The organism is Pseudomonas sp. NY15374 (assembly GCF_048068255.1).
In the GTDB taxonomy this organism is placed as follows: domain Bacteria; phylum Pseudomonadota; class Gammaproteobacteria; order Pseudomonadales; family Pseudomonadaceae; genus Aquipseudomonas; species Aquipseudomonas machongensis.
Map to the genome: position 1 here is coordinate 270,078 of NZ_JBLUPZ010000003.1, position 19,735 is coordinate 289,812.

Annotated in this window: 21 protein-coding genes and 1 tRNA gene; 8 read left to right on the forward strand and 14 right to left on the reverse strand. The window is 64.7% G+C overall.

What is annotated here, in order from left to right; all coding sequences use genetic code 11:
* Window positions 1-47 precede the first annotated feature (47 nt).
* On the forward strand, window positions 48-1,628 hold the full coding sequence (locus ACNFHO_RS09115) for an ABC transporter permease (RefSeq protein WP_081255185.1): 1,581 nt from the start codon (window positions 48-50) through the stop codon (window positions 1,626-1,628).
* Window positions 1,625-2,488, forward strand: a complete 864-nt coding sequence (locus ACNFHO_RS09120) for an ABC transporter ATP-binding protein (RefSeq protein WP_200603132.1) — start codon at window positions 1,625-1,627, stop codon at window positions 2,486-2,488. The genes ACNFHO_RS09115 and ACNFHO_RS09120 overlap by 4 nt, the downstream gene beginning before the upstream one ends.
* An 88-nt stretch (window positions 2,489-2,576) precedes the next feature.
* Here ACNFHO_RS09120 and ACNFHO_RS09125 read toward each other — a convergent pair whose 3' ends face one another.
* From ACNFHO_RS09125 to ACNFHO_RS09160, 8 genes are all read right to left on the reverse strand, one after another.
* Window positions 2,577-2,852, reverse strand: a complete 276-nt coding sequence (locus tag ACNFHO_RS09125) for a DUF971 domain-containing protein (protein WP_112897109.1) — start codon at window positions 2,850-2,852, stop codon at window positions 2,577-2,579.
* Window positions 2,852-3,817 (reverse strand): HEAT repeat domain-containing protein, encoded by a 966-nt coding sequence (locus ACNFHO_RS09130; RefSeq protein WP_414154608.1) that lies wholly within the window; start codon window positions 3,815-3,817, stop codon window positions 2,852-2,854. The genes ACNFHO_RS09125 and ACNFHO_RS09130 overlap by 1 nt, the downstream gene beginning before the upstream one ends.
* Complete coding sequence (locus ACNFHO_RS09135; RefSeq protein ID WP_151925488.1) at window positions 3,814-4,671, reverse strand: ABC transporter ATP-binding protein; 858 nt, start codon at window positions 4,669-4,671, stop codon at window positions 3,814-3,816. Before ACNFHO_RS09135 ends, ACNFHO_RS09130 begins: the two co-directional genes overlap by 4 nt.
* Window positions 4,671-5,453, reverse strand: coding sequence for an ABC transporter permease (locus tag ACNFHO_RS09140; RefSeq protein ID WP_065861707.1), 783 nt, complete (start codon window positions 5,451-5,453; stop codon window positions 4,671-4,673). Before ACNFHO_RS09140 ends, ACNFHO_RS09135 begins: the two co-directional genes overlap by 1 nt.
* 24 nt (window positions 5,454-5,477) lie before the next feature.
* Window positions 5,478-6,884, reverse strand: coding sequence for an ABC transporter substrate-binding protein (locus ACNFHO_RS09145; RefSeq protein WP_063542164.1), 1,407 nt, complete (start codon window positions 6,882-6,884; stop codon window positions 5,478-5,480).
* Between the two features lie 120 nt (window positions 6,885-7,004).
* On the reverse strand, window positions 7,005-7,250 hold the full coding sequence (locus ACNFHO_RS09150) for a 4Fe-4S dicluster domain-containing protein (RefSeq protein WP_008096634.1): 246 nt from the start codon (window positions 7,248-7,250) through the stop codon (window positions 7,005-7,007).
* Window positions 7,251-7,406: 156 nt separating this feature from the next.
* A complete protein-coding gene (locus tag ACNFHO_RS09155) occupies window positions 7,407-9,131 on the reverse strand; it encodes a fumarate reductase/succinate dehydrogenase flavoprotein subunit (protein WP_416766034.1) in 1,725 nt (574 codons plus the stop codon).
* Window positions 9,128-9,877 (reverse strand): GntR family transcriptional regulator, encoded by a 750-nt coding sequence (locus ACNFHO_RS09160; RefSeq protein WP_054891630.1) that lies wholly within the window; start codon window positions 9,875-9,877, stop codon window positions 9,128-9,130. Before ACNFHO_RS09160 ends, ACNFHO_RS09155 begins: the two co-directional genes overlap by 4 nt.
* Window positions 9,878-10,511: 634 nt before the next feature.
* On the opposite strand from ACNFHO_RS09160, the gene ACNFHO_RS09165 reads away from it, so the two are divergent.
* The 5 genes from ACNFHO_RS09165 to ACNFHO_RS09185 all read left to right on the forward strand — a co-directional run bounded on the left by ACNFHO_RS09165 (window position 10,512) and on the right by ACNFHO_RS09185 (window position 13,706).
* Window positions 10,512-10,760, forward strand: a complete 249-nt coding sequence (locus ACNFHO_RS09165) for a hypothetical protein (protein ID WP_063542158.1) — start codon at window positions 10,512-10,514, stop codon at window positions 10,758-10,760.
* A gap of 10 nt (window positions 10,761-10,770) precedes the next feature.
* A complete protein-coding gene (locus ACNFHO_RS09170; RefSeq protein ID WP_153772492.1) occupies window positions 10,771-11,016 on the forward strand; it encodes a DUF3077 domain-containing protein in 246 nt (81 codons plus the stop codon).
* A gap of 131 nt (window positions 11,017-11,147) precedes the next feature.
* Window positions 11,148-11,224 (forward strand) — tRNA-Arg (locus ACNFHO_RS09175).
* A 157-nt stretch (window positions 11,225-11,381) separates the two neighbouring features.
* Window positions 11,382-13,112 (forward strand): dipeptidase, encoded by a 1,731-nt coding sequence (locus ACNFHO_RS09180; RefSeq protein WP_112897105.1) that lies wholly within the window; start codon window positions 11,382-11,384, stop codon window positions 13,110-13,112.
* A gap of 156 nt (window positions 13,113-13,268) precedes the next feature.
* On the forward strand, window positions 13,269-13,706 hold the full coding sequence (locus tag ACNFHO_RS09185; protein ID WP_063542152.1) for a CBS domain-containing protein: 438 nt from the start codon (window positions 13,269-13,271) through the stop codon (window positions 13,704-13,706).
* A 9-nt stretch (window positions 13,707-13,715) separates the two neighbouring features.
* Here ACNFHO_RS09185 and ACNFHO_RS09190 read toward each other — a convergent pair whose 3' ends face one another.
* The 5 genes from ACNFHO_RS09190 to ACNFHO_RS09210 form a co-directional block, all read right to left on the reverse strand.
* Window positions 13,716-14,354 (reverse strand): hypothetical protein, encoded by a 639-nt coding sequence (locus tag ACNFHO_RS09190; RefSeq protein WP_054891625.1) that lies wholly within the window; start codon window positions 14,352-14,354, stop codon window positions 13,716-13,718.
* Window positions 14,355-14,424: 70 nt separating this feature from the next.
* A complete protein-coding gene (locus tag ACNFHO_RS09195; RefSeq protein WP_054891624.1) occupies window positions 14,425-14,667 on the reverse strand; it encodes a DUF2789 domain-containing protein in 243 nt (80 codons plus the stop codon).
* A 134-nt stretch (window positions 14,668-14,801) separates the two neighbouring features.
* Window positions 14,802-15,434 (reverse strand): LysE family transporter, encoded by a 633-nt coding sequence (locus ACNFHO_RS09200; protein WP_054891623.1) that lies wholly within the window; start codon window positions 15,432-15,434, stop codon window positions 14,802-14,804.
* Window positions 15,435-15,567: 133 nt separating this feature from the next.
* Window positions 15,568-16,155: a mechanosensitive ion channel domain-containing protein gene (locus tag ACNFHO_RS09205; RefSeq protein WP_063542150.1), complete on the reverse strand. Its 588-nt coding sequence runs from the start codon at window positions 16,153-16,155 to the stop codon at window positions 15,568-15,570.
* Window positions 16,155-18,065, reverse strand: a complete 1,911-nt coding sequence (locus tag ACNFHO_RS09210) for an ATP-binding cassette domain-containing protein (protein ID WP_063542148.1) — start codon at window positions 18,063-18,065, stop codon at window positions 16,155-16,157. Before ACNFHO_RS09210 ends, ACNFHO_RS09205 begins: the two co-directional genes overlap by 1 nt.
* Window positions 18,066-18,135: 70 nt before the next feature.
* Here ACNFHO_RS09210 and ACNFHO_RS09215 point away from each other — a divergent pair, with 70 nt between their 5' ends.
* Complete coding sequence (locus ACNFHO_RS09215) at window positions 18,136-18,618, forward strand: TIGR02444 family protein (protein ID WP_414154603.1); 483 nt, start codon at window positions 18,136-18,138, stop codon at window positions 18,616-18,618.
* Here the strand turns inward: ACNFHO_RS09215 and ACNFHO_RS09220 are convergent.
* Window positions 18,594-19,709 (reverse strand): AlgP family protein, encoded by a 1,116-nt coding sequence (locus tag ACNFHO_RS09220; RefSeq protein WP_416766036.1) that lies wholly within the window; start codon window positions 19,707-19,709, stop codon window positions 18,594-18,596. The genes ACNFHO_RS09215 and ACNFHO_RS09220 overlap by 25 nt on opposite strands.
* Window positions 19,710-19,735: the final 26 nt, after the last annotated feature.

Genomic DNA, 19,735 nt, shown 5'->3' on the forward strand with positions numbered 1-19,735 from the left:
TTTATTCCTTTAGCGCATAAGCTTGAAACGCTTCAAGAGAGGGATCGATGAGCGAGAGCACGACAGCGTTGAGCCAGGGCGGTTGGCGGGTATCCTTCGCGAGGCGCGGCTGGGCAGACAAGGCGATCCCTTGGGTGATCCCGGTCGCCGTGGCGCTTTTGTGGTGGGTGGCCAGCCAGCGGCACTGGATGAGCGAGCAGATCCTGCCGGCTCCGTCATTGGTCTGGCAGACGGCTCTGGAGTACGGCTCGGGCGAGCTCTGGGGCCACCTGTGGATAAGCCTGCAGCGCCTGCTCTGGGGTCTGCTCGCCGGGATCGTCAGCGGCCTGTTGCTCGGCACCTGGCTGGGCAGCTCTCGCCGCGCCCAAACCCTGGTGCTACCCACCTTCATCGCCCTCGCGCAGATCCCGACACTGGCCTGGATCCCGCTGTTCATGCTGTTCTTCGGCATCGGCGAATGGCTCAAGCTGGTCGTGCTGGTCAAGGCCGTGGTGGTACCGGTCACCCTGCACACACTGATCGGTATACGCGACGCCCAGCCCCGGCTGCGCGAGGCCGCCGCCGTACTGCGCCTGCCGCCACACCTGTTGTTCCTGCGCCTGTTGCTACCCGCCGCCCTGCCCGCGTTCCTGGCCGGCGTGCGCCTGGGCCTGGCAACCGGCTGGACCTCATTGCTGGCAGTGGAACTGCTGGCCTCCAGTGAAGGCATCGGTTACCTGATGGTCTGGGGCCGGCAGTTGTTCATGCTCGACCTGGTGTTTCTCTGCATCCTGCTGATCGGTGTGGTCGGGGCCGGCATGGAACACGGCTTCTCGCACCTGGAGCGCCGGCTGCTGTACTGGCCGCAATCGGCGACCGGCGAACAACGCCTGCGTGATACCTCACGCGCCTGGCAGGGCTGGCTACTGCCGCTGGCGTTGCTGGCGTTGTGGCAGGCCAGCAACAGTTTCGGTTGGGTCGACGGCAATATCCTCACCTCACCGCTCGAGGTGCTGCGCAGCCTGATTGGCGGCCTGTTCGATGGCTCGCTCCCCGACGCCATGGCGCGCAGCCTGCAGCGCACCCTGCTCGGCCTGCTGCTCGGCGGGGGCGCAGGCTTTGCCGTGGGCCTGGTGCTGGGATTGTCGCGCACCGGCGAGCGCCTGTTCGGGCCAAGCCTGTCGGCGCTGCGCCAGGTCGCGCTGTTCGCCTGGGTGCCGCTGCTGACCGCCTGGTTCGGCCTGGGTGAAGGGTCGAAACTGGTGTTCGTCGGGCTGGCAGCGTTCTTCCCGTTGCTGATCGCCACCCAGCGTGGCATTGCCAGCCTGTCGCCGCAGCTTGGGGAAGCGGCACGCACACTGCGCCTGGACCTGCCCCATCGCCTGCGCCTGCTGGTGTTGCCCGGCGCCGCCCCGGCTATTTTCGCCGGCCTGCGCCTGTCGTTGATCTACGCCTGGCTGGGCACCATCGGCGCGGAATACTTCATGCCTTCGGACGGCGGTATCGCCAGCCTGATGCTGGGCGCTCAACAGCTGTTTCGCATGGACCAGGTGATGGCCGCGATGGTGCTGATCGGCCTGGTCGGTGCCCTGCTCGGCAACCTCGGACAACGCCTCGAATCGCGCGCCACGCGCTGGAGAACCGCATGAACGCCTTCAACACCTCGGCCCTGCACGCCGCCAATCAACCCGACGCCACCCCGCCGCTGGTCAGCTTCGAAAACGTCGGTAAGACCTTCAGCGTCGACGGCCAACCGTTCGAGGCCATTCGCGGCTTCGACCTGTCGATCAACGAAGGTGAATTCATCGCCATCGTGGGCGCCTCGGGCTGCGGCAAGTCCACCCTGTTGCGCCTGCTGGTGGGGCTGGACAACGACTTCAACGGCAGCATCCGTATAGACGGCCAGCCGGTGACCGGCATCGGCGGCGAACGCGGCATCGTGTTCCAGGAGCATCGCCTGTTCCCTTGGCTGACGGTCGAGCAAAACATCGCCCTGGGCCTGGTAAACGACCCGCTCACCCAGGGCGAGCGAGCGCGCAAGGTGCATGAGTTCGTGCAACTGGTGGGGCTGACGGGGTTCGAGTCGGCCTATCCGCACCAGCTTTCCGGAGGCATGGCACAGCGCGTGGCGATCGCCCGCGGGCTGGTGGCAAGCCCGCGCATCCTGCTGCTGGACGAGCCCTTCGGCGCACTGGATGCCTTGACCCGGCAGCAGTTGCAGGACGAATTGCTGGCGATTCGCGAACGGTCGGGGGTGACCATCTTGCTGGTCACCCATGATGCCGAAGAAGCCACGTATCTGGCCGACCGAGTGGTGGTGCTGGAGCCACGGCCAGGGCGGATCAAGGCGGTGGTCGAGATCGAGCTGCCGCATCCGCGCTTGCGCACGGGCGTGGCCTTGCACGGCCTGCGCGAAAAGGTGCTGCAGCAGATCACCGGGGCGGGTGACCATCTGAGGCCCGCGCCGAGCCGGGTGGAGGGGTTGCGGCCGGAGCTGATTGCACTGTGAGTGCTTCGCGGGTAAGCCTGCTCTTGGAGGCTTGGGTTCGCGTGCAACTTCTGTGGGAGCGGGCTTGCCCGCGACGCAGCCTGCCAGGTCACTGCAGCTCGCGCAAATACGCCCAGGGATAGATCCCTCGATCATGCCCATCGCTGAACATCAGTTGCAGGCCATATCCCTGCAGCTCGATGCGCTCTATCCGCACACCTTCCACCACCAGGCTGATCCCCCCGCGCAATCGCGCCGCACGGCACTGCGAGCAAGGGCAGGCACCGCGCAGGCGAGCATGGCTGATCACCTGGCGCACCTCGCCCCATTGCAGCGCCAGCTCGCCCTCGCTGCGCTGGTTCGACACGCCACTGGGCACATCCATCACGCCACACCCTGCAACTGCGCCAGGGCGATACGTATTGCCTTGCGCACTTCGGGGTCGCTGTCGTCTTCGCCCCCCCGCAGCACCGCCAAAGCCCGCGCATCGCCCAGCTCGCCCAGGGCCAGGGCTGCCTCCTTGCGCAGGTTGGCGATGCCATGGCCGAGCAGCACGGCCAAGCCATCCAGCGCTGGGCGGTGGCGCAGGCGGCCAAGCGCCCGGGCGGCCCGCAGACGCACTTGCCAATAGCTGTCATTCAACGCGGCAATCAGTGCATTGCCCGCCTCCGCCTCGCCCACCTTGCCCAAGGTCGTGGCAGCTTCTTCGCGCACCTGCCAGGCGGGGTCGCCCAGCGCGGCAATCAACGCCGGCAATACACTGCCGTCACGGGCCAGGCCCAGCGCGCCGATGGCCGCGCGGCGCACGTCGGTATCCACCTCTTCACCAGCCAGCCGCGCCAAGGCCGGCAAGGCTGGCTCATGCTTGAGCCAGCCAAGAATCCCCACCGCCTCACGGCGCACCGCTGCCTCGCCATCGCCCAGCGCCAGCAACGCAGGTGCGGCAGCTTCTTCCAGGCGCAACTCGCGCAGGGCGCGCAGGGCACTGGCACGCACGAAAGGCTCGGCGTGGTTGACCCACGGCAAGATCAACAGCCCTGCCTCCAAGCTCTTAAGCTCACTCAAGCTCTGCGCCGCCGCCAGGCGCACGGGTTCGGCGGCATCGGCCAACGCCGCACACAGGGCCTGCACCACTTCGGGTTCCTCCCAGGCCTCCAGCAGGCGCGCGGCCTCGGCGCGCACTTCGGCGTGGGTGTCGACCAGCAGCGCATCGGTCAGCCAAGGCAGGCTTTCGGGGTCTTCGAGATCGGCCAGCTCGATCAGCGCGATGCGCCGTACGCCAGCGTCGCCATCGCCCAAGCGTGGCAGCAGGTCGAGGATGTCGGGGTTGTCGGTGATTCGATCAGTCATAGGGCGATCCGTAGCGCAGGAGGGTCGGAGTCGGGCAGGCCCAACGGTGTCAGGCGCGGCAGTTCGCGGCCTTCTTCATGGCGCAGCAGCGCCAGGCAGTGACGCTTGAGGTGGGTGAACGCCGGGCTGGTCAGCAGGCTCGCGCGACGCGGGCGGGCGAAGTCCAGCCGCAGGTCTTCGATGAAGCGCCCAGGGCGCGGGCTCATCACCAGGATGCGGTCGGCCAGGAACAGCGCTTCGTCGATATCGTGGGTAACGAACACCACGGTGGTGCGGATGCGCGTCCAGATATCCAGCAGCAACTCCTGCATGCGCGAGCGGGTCTGTGCGTCGAGGGCACCGAAGGGTTCGTCCATCAACAGCAGGCGCGGATGGTTGATCAGCACCCGGGCAATCTCGGCCCGTTGCTGCATGCCGCCAGACAACTGGCTGGGCCAACGCTCGGCGAAGTCGGCAAGCCCCACGAGTTGAAGCATTTCATGGGCGCGGCGCTGGCGTTCGGGCTTGGCCACCCCCTGCATCTTCAGGCCGAAAGCGACGTTGTCGAGCACGCTGCGCCAGGGCAGCAGGGTATGGTGCTGGAACACCATGCCGCGCTCGGGCGACGGGCCGTCGATGGGCTGGCCATCGACGTGCAACTGGCCGCCGGCCGGCATCAGGTGGCCGGCCAGGGCACCGAGCAGAGTAGACTTGCCACACCCGGAGGGGCCAAGGATGCACACGAATTCGCCCGGGGCGATGGCAAAATCCAGCGCCTGCACGGCCTCGAACGCCTCGCGGCCCTGCCCCAGACGTATCGACACGCCCTGCGCCTCGATACGCCCCGGCGTTGGCGCCTGTTGATAACGGCCCATCACGAACTCCTCCGCGCGCGGTACCAGGGCGTGGCCAGCGCACCGAGGCGCTTGACCAGGGCACTACTGCCCATGCCCAACAGGCCGATCAGCAACATCCCGACGATGATGTCCGGGTAGTTCTGCAAGGTGTAGGACTCCCAGGTGTAGTAACCAATGCCGAACTGCCCGGAGATCATCTCGGCGGTCACCAGGCAGAACCACGAGGTGCCCATGCCGATGGCCAGGCCCGTGACGATGCTTGGCAATGCACCAGGCAGCACCACTTCCCGCAGGATCGCCCAGCGCCCTGCTCCCAGGCTGCGCGCCGAGGCGACCAGCCGTGGGTCGACCGCCTCGACGCCATGCACGGTGTTGAGCAGGATCGGGAACAACGCGCCGGTGAAGGTGATGAACACCATCGACAGCTCCGAGGACGGAAACATCAGGATCGCCAGGGGAATCCACGCCACCGCCGGGATCGGCCGCAGCACTTCCAGCGGCGGTAGCAGGGTGTCTTCGGCCCATTTCGAGCGACCGATCAACAGCCCCAACACCACCCCCAGCACTGCTGCGGCCAGATAGCCAGCGAATACCCGCGACAGGCTGCTACCCAGGTGCGCCAGCAGCGCATTGGAGGCCAGCAGCTGCCAGGCCGCATCGAGCACCGCGCCGGGCGTCGGCACATAGGTGAAGGTGAACAGGCCGAAGTTCAGCTTGTGGCTGGCCGCCACCTGCCAGAACAGCAGGCAGGCCAGCAACGAAGCCAGGCGCAACGGCCAGCGCGCGAGGGAACGGCTCATGTGGATTCTCCCGGCTCCATTCACTCAGCGCTGAGCGATAAGCTTGCGGTTGGCGTCACCGAAGTCCAGCGCTTCGCCGCCGTGGGCCTTGGCGTACTGCTCGGCCTGGTCCTTGAGCAGGAAGGCTGACAGCTCGCCCTTGGCGTTGCGCACGAACCACGCCTGGTTGGCCAACAGCTTGATGCCGCTGTCGGCGGCCTGGGCGTAAATCGCGCGGATATCCTTGCCCTCCTGCTCGAGCTGGGCGAGGGCGGTAAGGGCGGCTTCCGGCGAGGCGTAATGACGGACCTTGTCCTCGCCGCGCACCCAGATCTGCGCCAGGCGGCTGAAGTCGGTGATCGGCTTGCCGGTCAAGGCGTCATTGGCATTCAACGGCGATGGGGCATAGTTCTTGAGTGCCTTGTCGTAGTCCAGGCCAGCCTGCTTGAAAGCGGCGCGGAGGTACTGGTCGTCGATGAAGCGGTCGGTGTCCAGGCCGCGATCGGTCTTTTTCAGCAGCTTGAGGGTGTCGATCGAGGTGGCGACGGCCTGGCGATACTCGGGCTTCCAGGTCAGATCGCGGGTCTGCAGGCCGAGGGGGCCGTGGAACAGGTAATTGACCTCGGCCTCGATGCCGGTGACCTTCTCGATCAGCTCGCTGTATTTTTCAGGTTCGGCCGCGATCAGGCGATCGGCTTCAAGGCTGGCGCGCAGGTAGGCGGTGACCACCTCCGGGTATTTCTTCGCATAGTCCGCATCGACCAGTGCGCCGTGGAAGGTCGGCGCGTTGGCCTGGGAGCCGTCGTAGATCTTGCGAGCGAAGCCGCGGTTGGGAAACAGCTCGGCAAAGGGCACGAAATCGGCGTGGGCTTCAATGCGGTTGCTGCGCAGGGCAGAACCTGCAATTTCCGGGGCCTGGGCGATGATCCGCACATCCTTCTGCGGGTCCCAGCCCTGGGCGGCGATGGCGCGCAGCAGCATGCCGTGGGCGGTGGAGGCGAAGGGCACGGAGATGGTCTGGCCCTTGAGTTCGGCCAGCGACTGCACGCTGGAGGCGGCGGGTACCACGATGCCGTTGCCGCTGCCATGCACGCTGCCCGACAGCACGCTGATGAACAGGCTGCGCTTGCCGGCATCGAGGTGGGCGACGCCGTTGAACGAGCCGGGGAAGTCGGCCATGGCGCCGAAGTCGAGCTTGCCGGCGACCATCTCGTTGGTCAGCGGCGCGCCGCTGGTGAAGTTCTTCCACTCGACCTGGTAGGTCGCGTCCTTGTACTTGCCGTCGTGGGGCAGGTACTTCTCCAACAGGCCCAGCTCACGGATCAGCAGGCCGCCAGTGGCGCAGTTGATGGTGGTGTCCTGGGTGCCGATGGCCACACGGATGGTTTCGGCGCTGGCGTTCAGGCCAGTGATCGCCAGCGCGAGGCCGGCCACGGTTGCTGCAAGGCGCATGGGTGTTTCCCCTCGAATCGTCTAGGTATTGGAATCGTCTCCGCCACCAGGCTTGGGTGGTGGGAAACGAGGGGCATTGCAAAGGGGCGTCCGGTGGTTCGCCGGATGGCGGGGGTGTTTTCAGCGCAGCAGGTAGGGGATATCCACCTTCACGGCGCCGGTCGGGCAGTCTTTCTCGCAGGGCATGCAGTACCAGCACTCGTCGAAGGCCATGTAGGCCTTCTGCGTGGCTGGGTTGATGGCCAAGAGGTCCATCGGGCACACCTCGACGCAGACGGTGCAGCCTTTCTCGGCGATGCACTTGTCTTCGTCGATGGTGACCGGGGCGCTGCTGCGAAAGAAGATTTCCTGGGGTTGGTAGGCCATTTCACGGGGTCCTCGGGGCCTTTGGCCCTCTATCTCTGTAACGGTGTCCACGGCCCCCTGTAGGAGCGGGCTTGCCCGCGAAGAAGTCACTGCGGGTATGGCCAGGGCTTCGCCCTGGTTCGCGGGCAAGCCCGCTCCCACAGGGTTTGCGGCGCTCTAAGCGGCGTCGGCCTTCACCCGCAGTCGGTCGTAGGCACTCTGCTCCTCGGCATCCAGGGCAATCAGGTACGGCTCCACCGGCTTCTTGAAGCTGGTCATCTCGCCGTCCTCACCCTTCTTCAGATGGCAGTGGCAGAACCACTCGGCATCGTTGCGCTCGGGGAAATCGACCCGGTGGTGGTACAGCCCCCAGCGGCTCTCCTGGCGGAACAACGAGGCCCGTGCCGCCATCTCGGCGCAGTCGCGGATCACGCTTACTTCCATGGCTCGCATCAGTTCATGGGGGTTGCTGGCCTTCATCTGCTCGAGGTCGCGCTCGATCTCGGCGAAACGGCTCAGGCCGATCTCCATTTTCTTGGTCACTTTCGGCGGCTGCAGGTAGTCGTTGACCATGCGCCGCAGCTTGTACTCGACCTGCGCCGGCGGCAGGCCGTGCTCGCGCTGCAGCGGCGCGAACACCCGCGCCTGCTCGCGCTCGACCTGGGCCACATCGACCTCGGCCAGCTCGCGCCCGGCGACGTAACGCGCTGCATTGATCCCGGCGAACCAGCCGTAGGTGAAGGCACCGAGCATGTAGTTGTGCGGCACCGCTGCCATGTCACCGGCGGCATACAGGCCCTTGACACTGGTCTCGGCCTTCTCGTTGACCCATACCCCCGAGGCCGAATGCCCGGAGCAGAAACCGATTTCGGAGATGTGCATCTCGACCATGTGCTGGCGATAGTCGGTGCCGCGCCCGGCGTGGAACTGGCCACGGCTGGGGCGCTCGTTGCTGTGCAGGATCTCTTCGATGTTCTGGATGGTTTCCTCGGCCAGGTGATCGAGCTTGAGGAACACCGGGCCGTTACCGCCCTCGAGCTCCTGGTGAAACTCCCACATCATCTGCCCGCTCCAGTAGTCGCACTCGATGAAGCGCTCGCCCTTGCTGTTGGCGGTGTAGCCGCCCAGGGGGCCGGTGACGTAGGCGCAGGCCGGGCCGTTGTAGTCCTTGATCAGCGGGTTGATCTGGAAGCACTCGAGGTTCGCCAGCTCGGCACCGGCGTGATAGGCCATGGCATAGCCGTCGCCGGCGTTGGTCGGGTTCTCGTAGGTGCCCATCAGGTAGCCCGACGAGGGCAGCCCGAGGCGCCCCGCCGCACCGCAGGCAAGGATCACCGCCTTGGCGCGCACCACGCGGAATTCACCGCTGCGGCAATCGAAGCCCAGCACTCCAGCCGCAGCGCCTTCAGCGTCAAGCAGCACGCGGGTGCAGACCATGCGGTTGCTGATCTCCACACGGGCGCGCTTGAGCTGGCGGTACAGCACCTTCTTGATGTCGTGGCCTTCGGGCATTGGCAGCACGTAGGCGCCCATGTGGTGGACCTTCTTCACCGCGTAGTCGCCGGTCTCGTCCTTCTCGAACTTCACGCCCCAGCGGTCGAGCTGCTCGATGGTCTCGAAGCTCTTGGTGGCATAGGCGTGCACCGTGGCCTGGTTGACGATGCCATCGTTGGCGACGGTGATTTCCTTGGTGTACTGCTCAGGGGTGGCGTGGCCGGGAATGATCGCGTTGTTCAGGCCATCCATGCCCATGCTGATGGCGCCACTGCGCTTGACGTTGGCCTTGTCGAGCAACAGCACGCGCAAGCGCTTGTCGTGCTCCTTGGCCTTGATCGCCGCCATCGGCCCGGCGGTGCCGCCGCCGATGACGATGATGTCGTAGTCCTGGGTCTGGATGCTCATGCCTTGCCCCCTTTCTGGCGGTCGATGCGCAGGCGGTACTGGAAGGCATCGCCGCGGTAATAGAGGTGTTCGAAGTCCAGCGGCGTGCCGTCGGCGGCGTGGGTCAGGCGCTCGATGCGCATGATCGGCGAGCCCTCTTCCACTTCCAGCGCCTGGGTCAGGTCGCTGTCGGCCAATACCGCGTCGATGGCAAGGTCGGCATGGCCCAGGGCGATGCCGCAGTCGTTTTCCAACAGCAGGAAGATGTCGCGGGTGACCAGGTCAGCCTTTTCCAGCTTCTCGCCGACATGCTTGGGCAACCAGGTCAGCTCCAGCGAGATCGGCTCGCGGTTGATCAGCCGCACCCGGCGAATCTCGGTGACCAGGCTGCCCTCCTCGACCTGCAAGCGCGCCGCCACCAGCGCAGTGGCCGGCACATGGCGAAAGCTGCGCAGGCGGTTGAGCACTTCATAGCCCATCTGCGTCATCGACTCGGCCAGGCCCTGCAGGGTGCTGACGTTCTGGAACGCCTTGGGCTTGGCGACGAAAGTGCCCTTGCCATGGATCTTGAAGATCAGCCCCTCTTTCTGCAGATCGCCCAGCGCCTGGCGCACGGTGATACGACTGACCCCGAACGCCTTGCCCAGCTCGCTTTCCGACGGCATGCGGCTGTGCGGCGGGTAAGTGCCATCGAGGATGCGCTCGCGCAGCAGTTCCTTGAGCTGAGTGTAGAGCGGTACCGGGGACAGGGGGAGCAGTTCGGCCATGGGTCTCTTCGCTAGTCGGCTGACTTGTTATAACAAGTTGTGACCAGAGGATAGGGGTATAAGGGGGATTGGGGGAAATATCGATATGGCATATGGATAGTTTGGATCGTGATGTGCTGGAAAGACTCACGAAAATTTCCACCCCAGAAACGAAAAAACCGGCTCGAGGCCGGTTTTTTCACCTCAACGGCCAGCGAACTTAATCGCTGCGTACGAGGCTGAGTAGTACTGCGATAATCGGTCATCCGAGAGGGAATTTCGAGCTTTCTTTTGCATTTTTCGACAATGAAGCCTGGCCCTGGGCAAGTCCTACATCAGATTTTCCCCATTGCGCGTAGTCCATTTCCCAAAGACACTTTTGCCGCACTCAAGCCATTGCGAGAGGCCTACGGCGCGCCCTAGGCTCGCCCGGTCGTTGCCAAATCAACGATCGGGTTTAGCCACTCGGATCAAAGACGGTCGCACCTCGCCTCCACTATTCCAGAGCATTGCTCTGGTGCTTCATGGCGGCTGTGCGTGGGGCACCTTCGGGTGCGCCGGGTGCCGTCTTCCCGGTTGGCTAACCCGCGTACAGCTGCCACCTATTCGTTTAGCCACGGATCTGCGGCAGCTCTAACAAGACGGAGCTGTAGCCATGAAAAAACGCGTCCCCGACCCACCCCGCCTCACCCTCATCACCAATCCCGCCTTCTCCATCCAAACCGACATGATCGCCCCCGACGCCCTGGCCCACGCCAGCGCACTGCTGCTCGGCGTTGCCGAGACCATCGACGAACACTGCCGCTCCTGCGCCGGAGCGCCCGGCCTGAACATGCTGGCCAACGCTGCCCAAAGCGCCGAAACCGCGCGGGCACTGGTTGAACATGCCTTGAACCGGATCTGAGGGAATGTCCATGGACGATCAATCGAATCACTACACCACTGCCGGCATCGCCACATTCCTGGACATGTTCAGGGTGCAGCCCGGCGTACCGCTGGAACGGGTGCTGGAGGAAGTCTCGGTCGTGCTCGGCTGCATCCGTGACCTGAGCGACCAGGAAGACGCGCGCCCTGCCGCAGTAACGGCACTGCACTACCTCAGCGCCCTGGCCAAGGGGTTGATGAATGATCTGGAGATAGCGCGCAACAGCGTGCATTGAGCCATCCAGTACTCTGGTGACCTCTTCGCGGGTTTGCCCGCGAAGCAGGCAGCGCCGGTCCCCCGGGAAAAACACCCATGGATCAAGGCGATGGACGCCACCGGCGCAGATGGGTATCATTGCGCCGCGTTGCACTCGTAGCTCAGCTGGATAGAGTACTGCCCTCCGAAGGCAGGGGTCGTGGGTTCGAATCCCGCCGAGTGCGCCATCTCCGAAAGCCCCGGGAAATCTCCCGGGGCTTTTTCGTTTGTGCGCCACGTCGCGTTCCCGCCCCTCCCCCGACACCGCCCATTGGTGTTAGCGTGGGCATGTTTCCTACCAATGGACATCCCTTTTAAACCCTTCGCGAAGGAATGCGCTTACCCATGCCCTTGCCCAAGCTTTCTGCCGTCTCCGTGATGCTCGCCAGCCTTGCGCTGTTCGCCATCCCAGCCCACGCCAACCTCAACCCGCAACAGTCTGCCGCCATCCTCAAGGCCTACGATGGCAGCGACCCGGCCGACTTCAAGCAATTCATCGACAAGCTGGCCAACAGCGAACTGGCCAAGGCCGACAAGCTCGACGAAACCCTCAAGGCCTATCTCGCCGGCAAACCGCTCGCCGCCGAGCAGCAGAACGAAATCAACCGCCTGCTGGGCCTGTACACCCGCATCAAGTACGGCAAGGCCGCCACCCAGACCCTGCGCGAGCTGGTAGAGATCCCGACCTTCCAGGTCGAGGGCCTGCCACAGCATGAGAACCCCGAGTTCCACAAGATCGCCGACAAGATCAAGGCACTGGCCGAAAGCTTCGGCCTTGAGTTCCGCAACATCGACAACCGCGTCTACGAGATCACCCTCGGCGAAGGCAAGGAAGTGATCGGCATCCATGCCCACGCCGACGTGGTGCCGGTCAATCCGGACAACTGGAAGCTGGAGGACGGCACGCGCCTCGATCCGTTCAAGGTCACCCTGGTGGGTGATCGCATGTACGGCCGTGGCACCGAGGATGACAAGAACGGCATCGTCGTCGCGCTCTACGCACTGAAGGTCGCCAAGGACGAGAAGCTGCCACTGGCGCGTCAGTTCAAGCTGTTGGTGGATACCACCGAAGAAACCTCCGGCGACGCCATTCCCTACTACTTCGCCCGCAACGCCACGCCGGACTACAACCTGGCGCTGGATGGCGGCTACCCGGTGGTGATCGCCGAGAAGGGCTATGGCACCGTCATGGCCAGCTTCAGCAAGCGCGCGGGTGAAGGCAAGGGCGCCGAGGTGATCAACCTCACAGGCGGCCTGGCCACCAACCAGATCCCCACCACCTCGGTGGCGACGCTGATCGGTGACCATCCGGCCGATCTGGCCCGGCGTCTGAAAAAGGCTGGCAACGAGTACCGCAAGGCCAATGGCAAGGACTTCAAGATCGACACCGTGGTCTCCGGCAAGCAGGTGATCCTGACCGTGACCGGCGTCTCCGCGCACTCCTCCTCGCCACAGTCAGGGGTCAACCCGGTGGCACGCATGCTCGACTTCCTCAACGGCCTGGGCGATCGCGTGCCGCTCAAGCACAACCACATCACCGATGCCGCCCGCTACGCCGCCGACAACTGGGGGCTGGACTACCTGGGCACCAAACTGGGGGTCGGTTTCAAGGACGATTTCATGGGGCCGCTGACCGCCTCGCTGACCTACGTCGGCCTGGACCAGAAAGCCCTGAAGCTGGCGGTGAACCTGCGCATCCCGAAAGGCAAGCCGATCGACACGATCAAGGACGAATTGGCTGACAAGCTCGGTGATTGGGCGCGTACCAGCCACACCTCGGTGGCCTTCGAGTACACCCTGGACGAGCCGATGTACCGCAACCCCGAAGGCGAGTGGGTGAAGGCGCTGCTGGATGTGGCCACCGAGAACCTCGGCCTGCCCCATGAGTTCGGCACCTCTGCTGGCGCCACCTCGGTGCACGACTTGCCCAACGGCGTACAGTTCGGCCTGTCGATGCCCGGCGTGAAGTACACCGGCCACAACGACAACGAGTTCAAGACCGTGGAGCAGTTCATGCTCGACCTGCAGGTGATCAGCGAGATGGTCGCGCGGATCGGGCAGATGCCCAAGCTCTGAGCGAATCCCGGCGAGGGCCGCCCGTCGGCCCTCGTGCGCCGCGACCAATGACGTTTTTCAATCGCCTCGATGCCGTTTCCTGCATTGCCGTGCAGAGCGCGGTCCCGGATGCTTTATTTATTCCAGGACAGCGCTTTTTCCACCCACGAGGCCCTCATGAAGAACGTCGAACAGATACTCAAGACCAAGTCCCAGCACCAGACCGTCTACACCATCGGGCCTGACGACTCGGTGCTCGAGGCGCTGAAGCTGCTGGCAGAAAAGAACATCGGCGCGCTGCCCGTGGTGGAGAACAAACAAGTGGTGGGCATCGTCAGCGAACGCGACTATGCGCGCAAGCTGGTGCTCAAGGGCCGATCGTCGGCAGCCACGCCCGTACGCGAGATCATGAGTTCGCCGGTGGTCACCGTCGATCCCAAGCAGAACCTTGAGTACTGCATGAACCTGATGACCAACCGTCACCTGCGCCACCTGCCGGTGGTCGACAATGGCCAACTGCTGGGCCTGCTGTCGATCGGCGACCTGGTCAAGGAAACCATTGCCGAACAGGCCAACCTGATCCTGCAACTGGAACAGTACATCCGCGGCGAATGAGCCGCCGGTTCAGTGGTAGGCGCGCTCCAGCTCGTCCAGCTGATGATCGAAGCTGCGCAGACGCGCCGACCAGGTGTACACCAACACCTCCAGGTCACGATTGAGCACCGCGGTATTACCACCGTCACGCCCCTGCGGGTCGCACAGGTCGAGCTGATACCGCTCACGCGCCATGGCCGTGGCCACGCTAGACAGGTCACGGGCATTGGCCAGCCAGTGATGATGGTGATCGTGCACCTCCCGGTCCAGCGCTCGGCACTGGCGCTTGAGCGCATCCAGGCACTGGTCCAGCGGCGTGCCCTTGAGCTCGCCCATGACCTCCTCGAAGGTGCGTCCGGAATGCCAGTAGCTGCCCCAGAAATAGCGGTCGAACACCGTTTCGACCCGACGCAGGGCGACCTTGGTGTTCCAGATGGCCACCAGCGTTCGGCCCTGGGCCACTTCACGCTTGTTCAGGTGCAACTGCTGCCAGGCGATCCACGCCAGGCCGCAGAGCGCCACCGCCGCGGTGACCGCAGCGGCGGCATACAGGAACTGCACCGCCTGGTTCATCTGATGGGTGTGCCGGATACCGTAGAAGTAGCCAGCCGTCAGGGTGCCCAGGATCATCACGGTGCACCAGAAGCCTGGTGCGTAGGGATCTTTCATCGCGCTATCCCCTTATTGTTTTCCTGAGCATAGCAACGCTGAAATCAACCATCAGGTGCCGCTCGGCGCTTTATTGCTTGCGTGGGTGCAGCGCCTCGTTCAGTTGATCGATCATGACTATCCAATCGGAATCGGCGATGTAGTTTTCCTTGAGGAACGCGCGCTGGGAGTCGTTCCAGAACGGCGCATCCACCAGTTTCACGCCATCGTCCAGCGGCGAGTGGGTAGTGATGAAACGGTCGATCTCGACCGGGTCGTCATCAAGGCCCAGTTGCTTGAAGATTTCAGAGAACGGATGAATCGGTGCGTCCATGGTGCATGCCTCCGGCTTGGCCTGGTTTGAATTGCCTACCACTAGACAGCGTAGACCCCACCCTGACTCGATCGAATGCGCTGCACCATGAAAAAAGGGGCCGCTGTGGGCCCCTTCATGGCATGACCGGACGATCAGATCGGCGCGCGACGCAAGGTGGCGAGGAAGGTCGCCGCACCGATGAACAGCCCTGCGAAGGTACGGTTCAGGCGCTTCTGCTGTTTCGGCGTGCGCAACAGGCGCAGCACCCGCGAGGCCAAGCCGGTGTAACCCGCCATCACCAGCATGTCGACGCTGATCATGGTCGCGGTGATCGCCAGGTATTGCGCCAGCAGTGGCTGGTGCGGGTCGATGAACTGCGGCAACACCGCAAGCATGAACACCAGCGCCTTGGGGTTGCTGACGTTGACCAGAAAGCCCCGGAACACCAGGCTCAATGGCTTGCCGATGGGGCGCACGGCAGACTCTTCGCTCATGTCCATCGGCAGCGCACGCCATTGCCGGTACGCCAGGTACACGAGGTAGGCGACACCGAACCACTTGATGATCTGGAAGGCAGTAGCCGATGCGGCGAGGATCGCGCCGACACCGGCGGCGATGATGGCGATCTGCACGATCAGGCCCAGTTGCAGGCCCAGGGCGTTCCAGTAGCCACGCCAGAAACCGTATTGCAGGCCGCTGGACATCGAGGCGATGGCCCCGGCCCCCGGCGACAGGCTGATGACCCAGCACGCGGCAAAGAAGGCCAACCAGGTTTCCATCGACATCACACACCTCGCTCGAACGAATGTTGCAAAACGTTAAGCTAAGGTTTTGGTGAAAAAATAACCAGTGGAATTTGTGGCGAGGCCCTGGTTTTTTCTGTGCCTTGGCCGGCCCCGCGACAGGGTCGGCAGAGGTTCAATCAGTCTCGGCCGATGTACCGTTGTTGGCGCCCTGCACCTCAGTCCCCCGCCAGCGCCGCACCGACTTCTGGAAGAACTGACTGTTGGGCACCTGCACCAGCGCCCCACCCGCCTCCGGCGTTTCCATCAGCGTGGTGTACAGCAGGTTGATGGCGATCACCCGTCCCTTCACCCCCGGCTTGTCGAGGGTATCGACCAGCTCGACCACGTCGCCAATGCGAAACGGCCCGACGGTGAATATCAGCACCGCGCACAGCAGGTTCGACAGCACGCTCCAGATCGCGAAGAACGCCACCGCCGCCACCGCGACGAAGCCCGACAGCGCCGTCCACAACACCGTGGCCGACACGCCCATGCGCTCCAGCACGAACAGCAGCGCACTGCCCATGATCAGCCAGCGTAAACCGCCGCGCACCGGCACCAGCAGCTCCGGCGGCAGCGGGTAGCGCTGGCCGAGACGGCTCAAGGTGCGGGCGACAACGCGCTGCAGCACGAAGGCCAGCGCCAGGATCAGCAGGATCTGCAAGCCCAGCCAGAACGCATCCATCCATTGCCCCGGCAACAGCGAGCGCAGCGCCTCCATCAGGACAGCGCCTCCAGCTCGGCCTGCATGCTTTCCAGCGTTTCCAGCGCCTCCATCCAGGCCTCTTCAAGCTCGCCTTCGCGCTGCTTGAGCTTGGTCTGGCGGGCCAGCAGGTCGCGCAGTTCATCCTTGCGGGCGGCGTCGTAGAGGCCACTGTCGCCCAGCGCGGTCTCGATCTCGGCCAGTTGCGCGTGCACCTGGCCCAGTTCGGTCTCCAGCTTGTCGGCGGCCTTCTTGTGCGGTGCCAGTTGCTGACGCAGGGCGGCGGCGGCCTGGCGCTGGGCCTTCTTGTCGGTCTTGTCCGGGTTGACCGGCGTGTTGCTGACCGGGGCGGTGCGCTGGCGGTAGTCGATCAGCCAGCGGCTGTAGTCGTCCAGGTCGCCATCGAAGGTGTCGACCTTGCCATCGGCCACCAGCAGGAAGTCGTTGGTGGTGCTCTTGAGCAGGTGACGGTCGTGGGACACGACCACCACGGCACCGGCGAACTCCTGCAACGCCATGGTCAGGGCCAGGCGCATCTCGAGATCGAGGTGGTTGGTCGGTTCGTCGAGCAGCAGCAGGTTCGGCCGCTCCCAGGCGATCAGTGCCAGGGCCAGGCGGGCCTTCTCGCCACCGGAGAAGTTGACCACCGGCTCGTCGATGCGATCGCCACGGAAGTCGAAGCCGCCGAGGAAGTCGCGCAGGGTCTGCTCGCGCTCTGCCGGGGCGAGGCGCTGCAGATGCAGCAGCGGGCTGGCCTTGTCGTCCAGCGAGTCGAGCTGATGCTGGGCGAAGTAGCCGACAGCGAGGTTCTCGCCACGCGCCAGGCGCCCGGACAGCGGTTCGAGTTCGCCCGCCAGGTTCTTGATCAAGGTGGACTTGCCGGCACCATTCGGGCCGAGCAGGCCGATGCGCGCACCGGGGGTGAGTTGCAGCTTGACCTTCTCGAGAATGGTCTTGTCGCCATAACCCAGGCGTCCTTCGGCGAGGTCGAGCAGGGGGCTGGAGATCTTGTGGGCTTCGCGGAAGACGAAGTCGAACGGCGAGTCGACATGCGCCGCCGACAGCTCCTCCATGCGCTCCAGGGCCTTGATCCGGCTCTGCGCCTGGCGGGCCTTGGTGGCCTGGGCCTTGAAGCGAGCGATGTACTTTTCCATGTGCGCGCGCTGCGCCTGCTGCTTCTCGTAAGCCTGCTGCTGCTGCGCCAGACGCTCGGCGCGGGTGCGCTCGAAGGCGCTGTAGCCGCCCTTGTAGAGATTGAGCTTGCGCTGTTCGACATGCAGCACATGGTCGACCACGGCATCGAGGAAGTCGCGGTCGTGGGAGATCAGCAGCAGCGTGCCCGGATAACCCTTGAGCCAGTCTTCGAGCCAGAGGATCGCGTCGAGGTCCAGGTGGTTGGTGGGCTCGTCGAGCAACAGCAGGTCGGACGGGCACATCAGCGCCTGGGCCAGGTTCAGGCGCATCCGCCAGCCACCGGAGAAGTCGCCGACGCGGCGGTCCATCTGCTCGGCGGTGAAGCCCAGCCCGGCCAGCAGCTTGCGGGCGCGAGCGTCGGCGGTGTAGCCGTCGGCGCTGTCCAGCTCACTGTGCAGGCGCGCCAGCGCCGTGCCGTCATGGGCCTGCTCGGCAGCAGCCAGGTCAGCCTGAACCTTGCGCAGGCGCAGGTCGCCGTCGAGCACATAGTCCACCGCCAGGCGATCAAGGGTGTCGACCTCCTGGCGCATGTGAGCGATGCGCCAATCGGCGGGGATCTGGCAATCGCCGGCGTCGGGCGACAACTCACCGCGCAGCAGGGCGAACAGGCTGGATTTGCCGGCGCCGTTGGCGCCGATGAGGCCGGCCTTGTGACCGGTGTGCAGGGTCATCTCGGCGCCTTCTAGCAAGCGCTGAGGACCACGCTGTAAAGTGAGGTTGGATAGTCTGATCATGATGGTCGCGGAGTCTATCAGCTTCCGGGTGGCCCACACAGGCCACTCGATCATTGGCGCGAGTCGAATCATGCACAGCGAATTGTGGAACCACGCCCTGGCCCTCTACGGCCGTCCAGGGGTCGAGAATGCCTGCCTGACCTTGCAGGCCTTGGGCGGCGATGTCTGCCTCCTGCTGTGCGGCACCTGGCTGCAGGCACGGCGGGTAGCCCCCGATGCGCGGCGGGTGGAAGCACTACGGCAACTGGCCGGCCCCTGGCAGCAAGAGGTGGTTACACCCTTGCGCACGCTGCGTCAGGCGTGGCGTGCACAGGCACAAGGCGATCCGCACCTGGCGGCATTACGGGAGCAGGTGAAAGGCCTGGAGCTGGAGGCGGAGCGAACCTTGCTGGCGCGGTTGCAGATGTGCGCCGCAAAGTGGTCGGCGAGCCCGGACGGACACGCCGACGATTGGCTGGAGCGGCTAGCGCCGGACCAGGCCCGTGACCACGACGCGCTGCATCAGCTGCGCGCCGCGGCCAGAGCGCTTCAGGACGCCGAAGACGGCGACTGAGCCGGGGTGCTGGCCGGAGCCGATGGCGCTGGAGAAGCCGGAGTGCTGCTGGCAGCAGGAGCTGCGGGCTTGGCTTCGACAGGCTTGGCAGGAGCCTTGGTGGCAGCTGGCTTGGCGGCAGGTTTCGCAGCAGGTTTGGCTGCTGGTTTCGCAGCCGGTTTTGCCGCTGCTGGCTTCACGGCAGGTTTGGCTGCCGCTGGCTTGGCTGTTGGTTTAGCTGGTGGTTTGGCAGCCGCTGCAGGCTTGGCTGCAACCGGCTTGGCGGCGGCTTTGGCTGGAGCTTTGGCAGCAGCGGGCTTGGCAGCAGGTTTAGCGGCTGCCGGTTTGGCTGCTGGTTTGGCGGCAACCGGCTTGGCTGCAGCTGGCTTGGTCGCAGGTTTGGCCGCAGCTGCTTTGGCTGCTGGCTTGGCCGGGGCCTTGGCAGCCGCAGGTTTGGCAGCGGATTTGGCAGCAGCAGGTTTGGCCGCAGCGGTTTTCGCAGCAGGCTTGGCGGCTACCGCTTTGGCCGGAGCCTTGGCAGCGGCCGGTTTGGCGGCGGCTTTAGCAGCAGGCTTGGCAGCGGCGGTTTTCACGGGTGCCTTGGCGGCGGGCTTGGCAGCAGGAGCCTTGGTGGCAGGCTTGGCGGCCGCGACCTTGGTGGCAGGTTTTGCAGCAGGTTTTGCAGCAGCCTTGGTCGCAGGCTTGGCTGCCGCACGCAGGCCGAGTGCCTTGCCAGCGGCTTCACGCACCTTGCCAACACCCTGGGCCAGTTTCAGGCTCTCCTGGGCATCGCGCTTGAGTTGCTGAATATAGGTACGCGTCTGGGTCTGGCGATCTTTCAGCGAATCGAGAAGTGCTTCAAGTTCACCGACTGCCCCTTGGGCCTTGCTTTGTGCCTTGGCCTTGCCGGCCTTGGCAGAGTCCTGCAACTTCAGGCGGGCATTGTGCAGTTTCTCCTGCGCCTTGCCGCGTTGTTTTTCCAACTTGGCGAGCAGTTTCTCTGCATCCGCCAGCGCTTGCGAGCAAGCCTCTTCCAGATGTTCGAGCAGGCTACCGGAAAGTTGCTGGAGCAGATGCAACGGCGTACTGACGGGCTTCTTTTTGGCCGACATGGCTTACCTCCTGGCTGACGAGATTG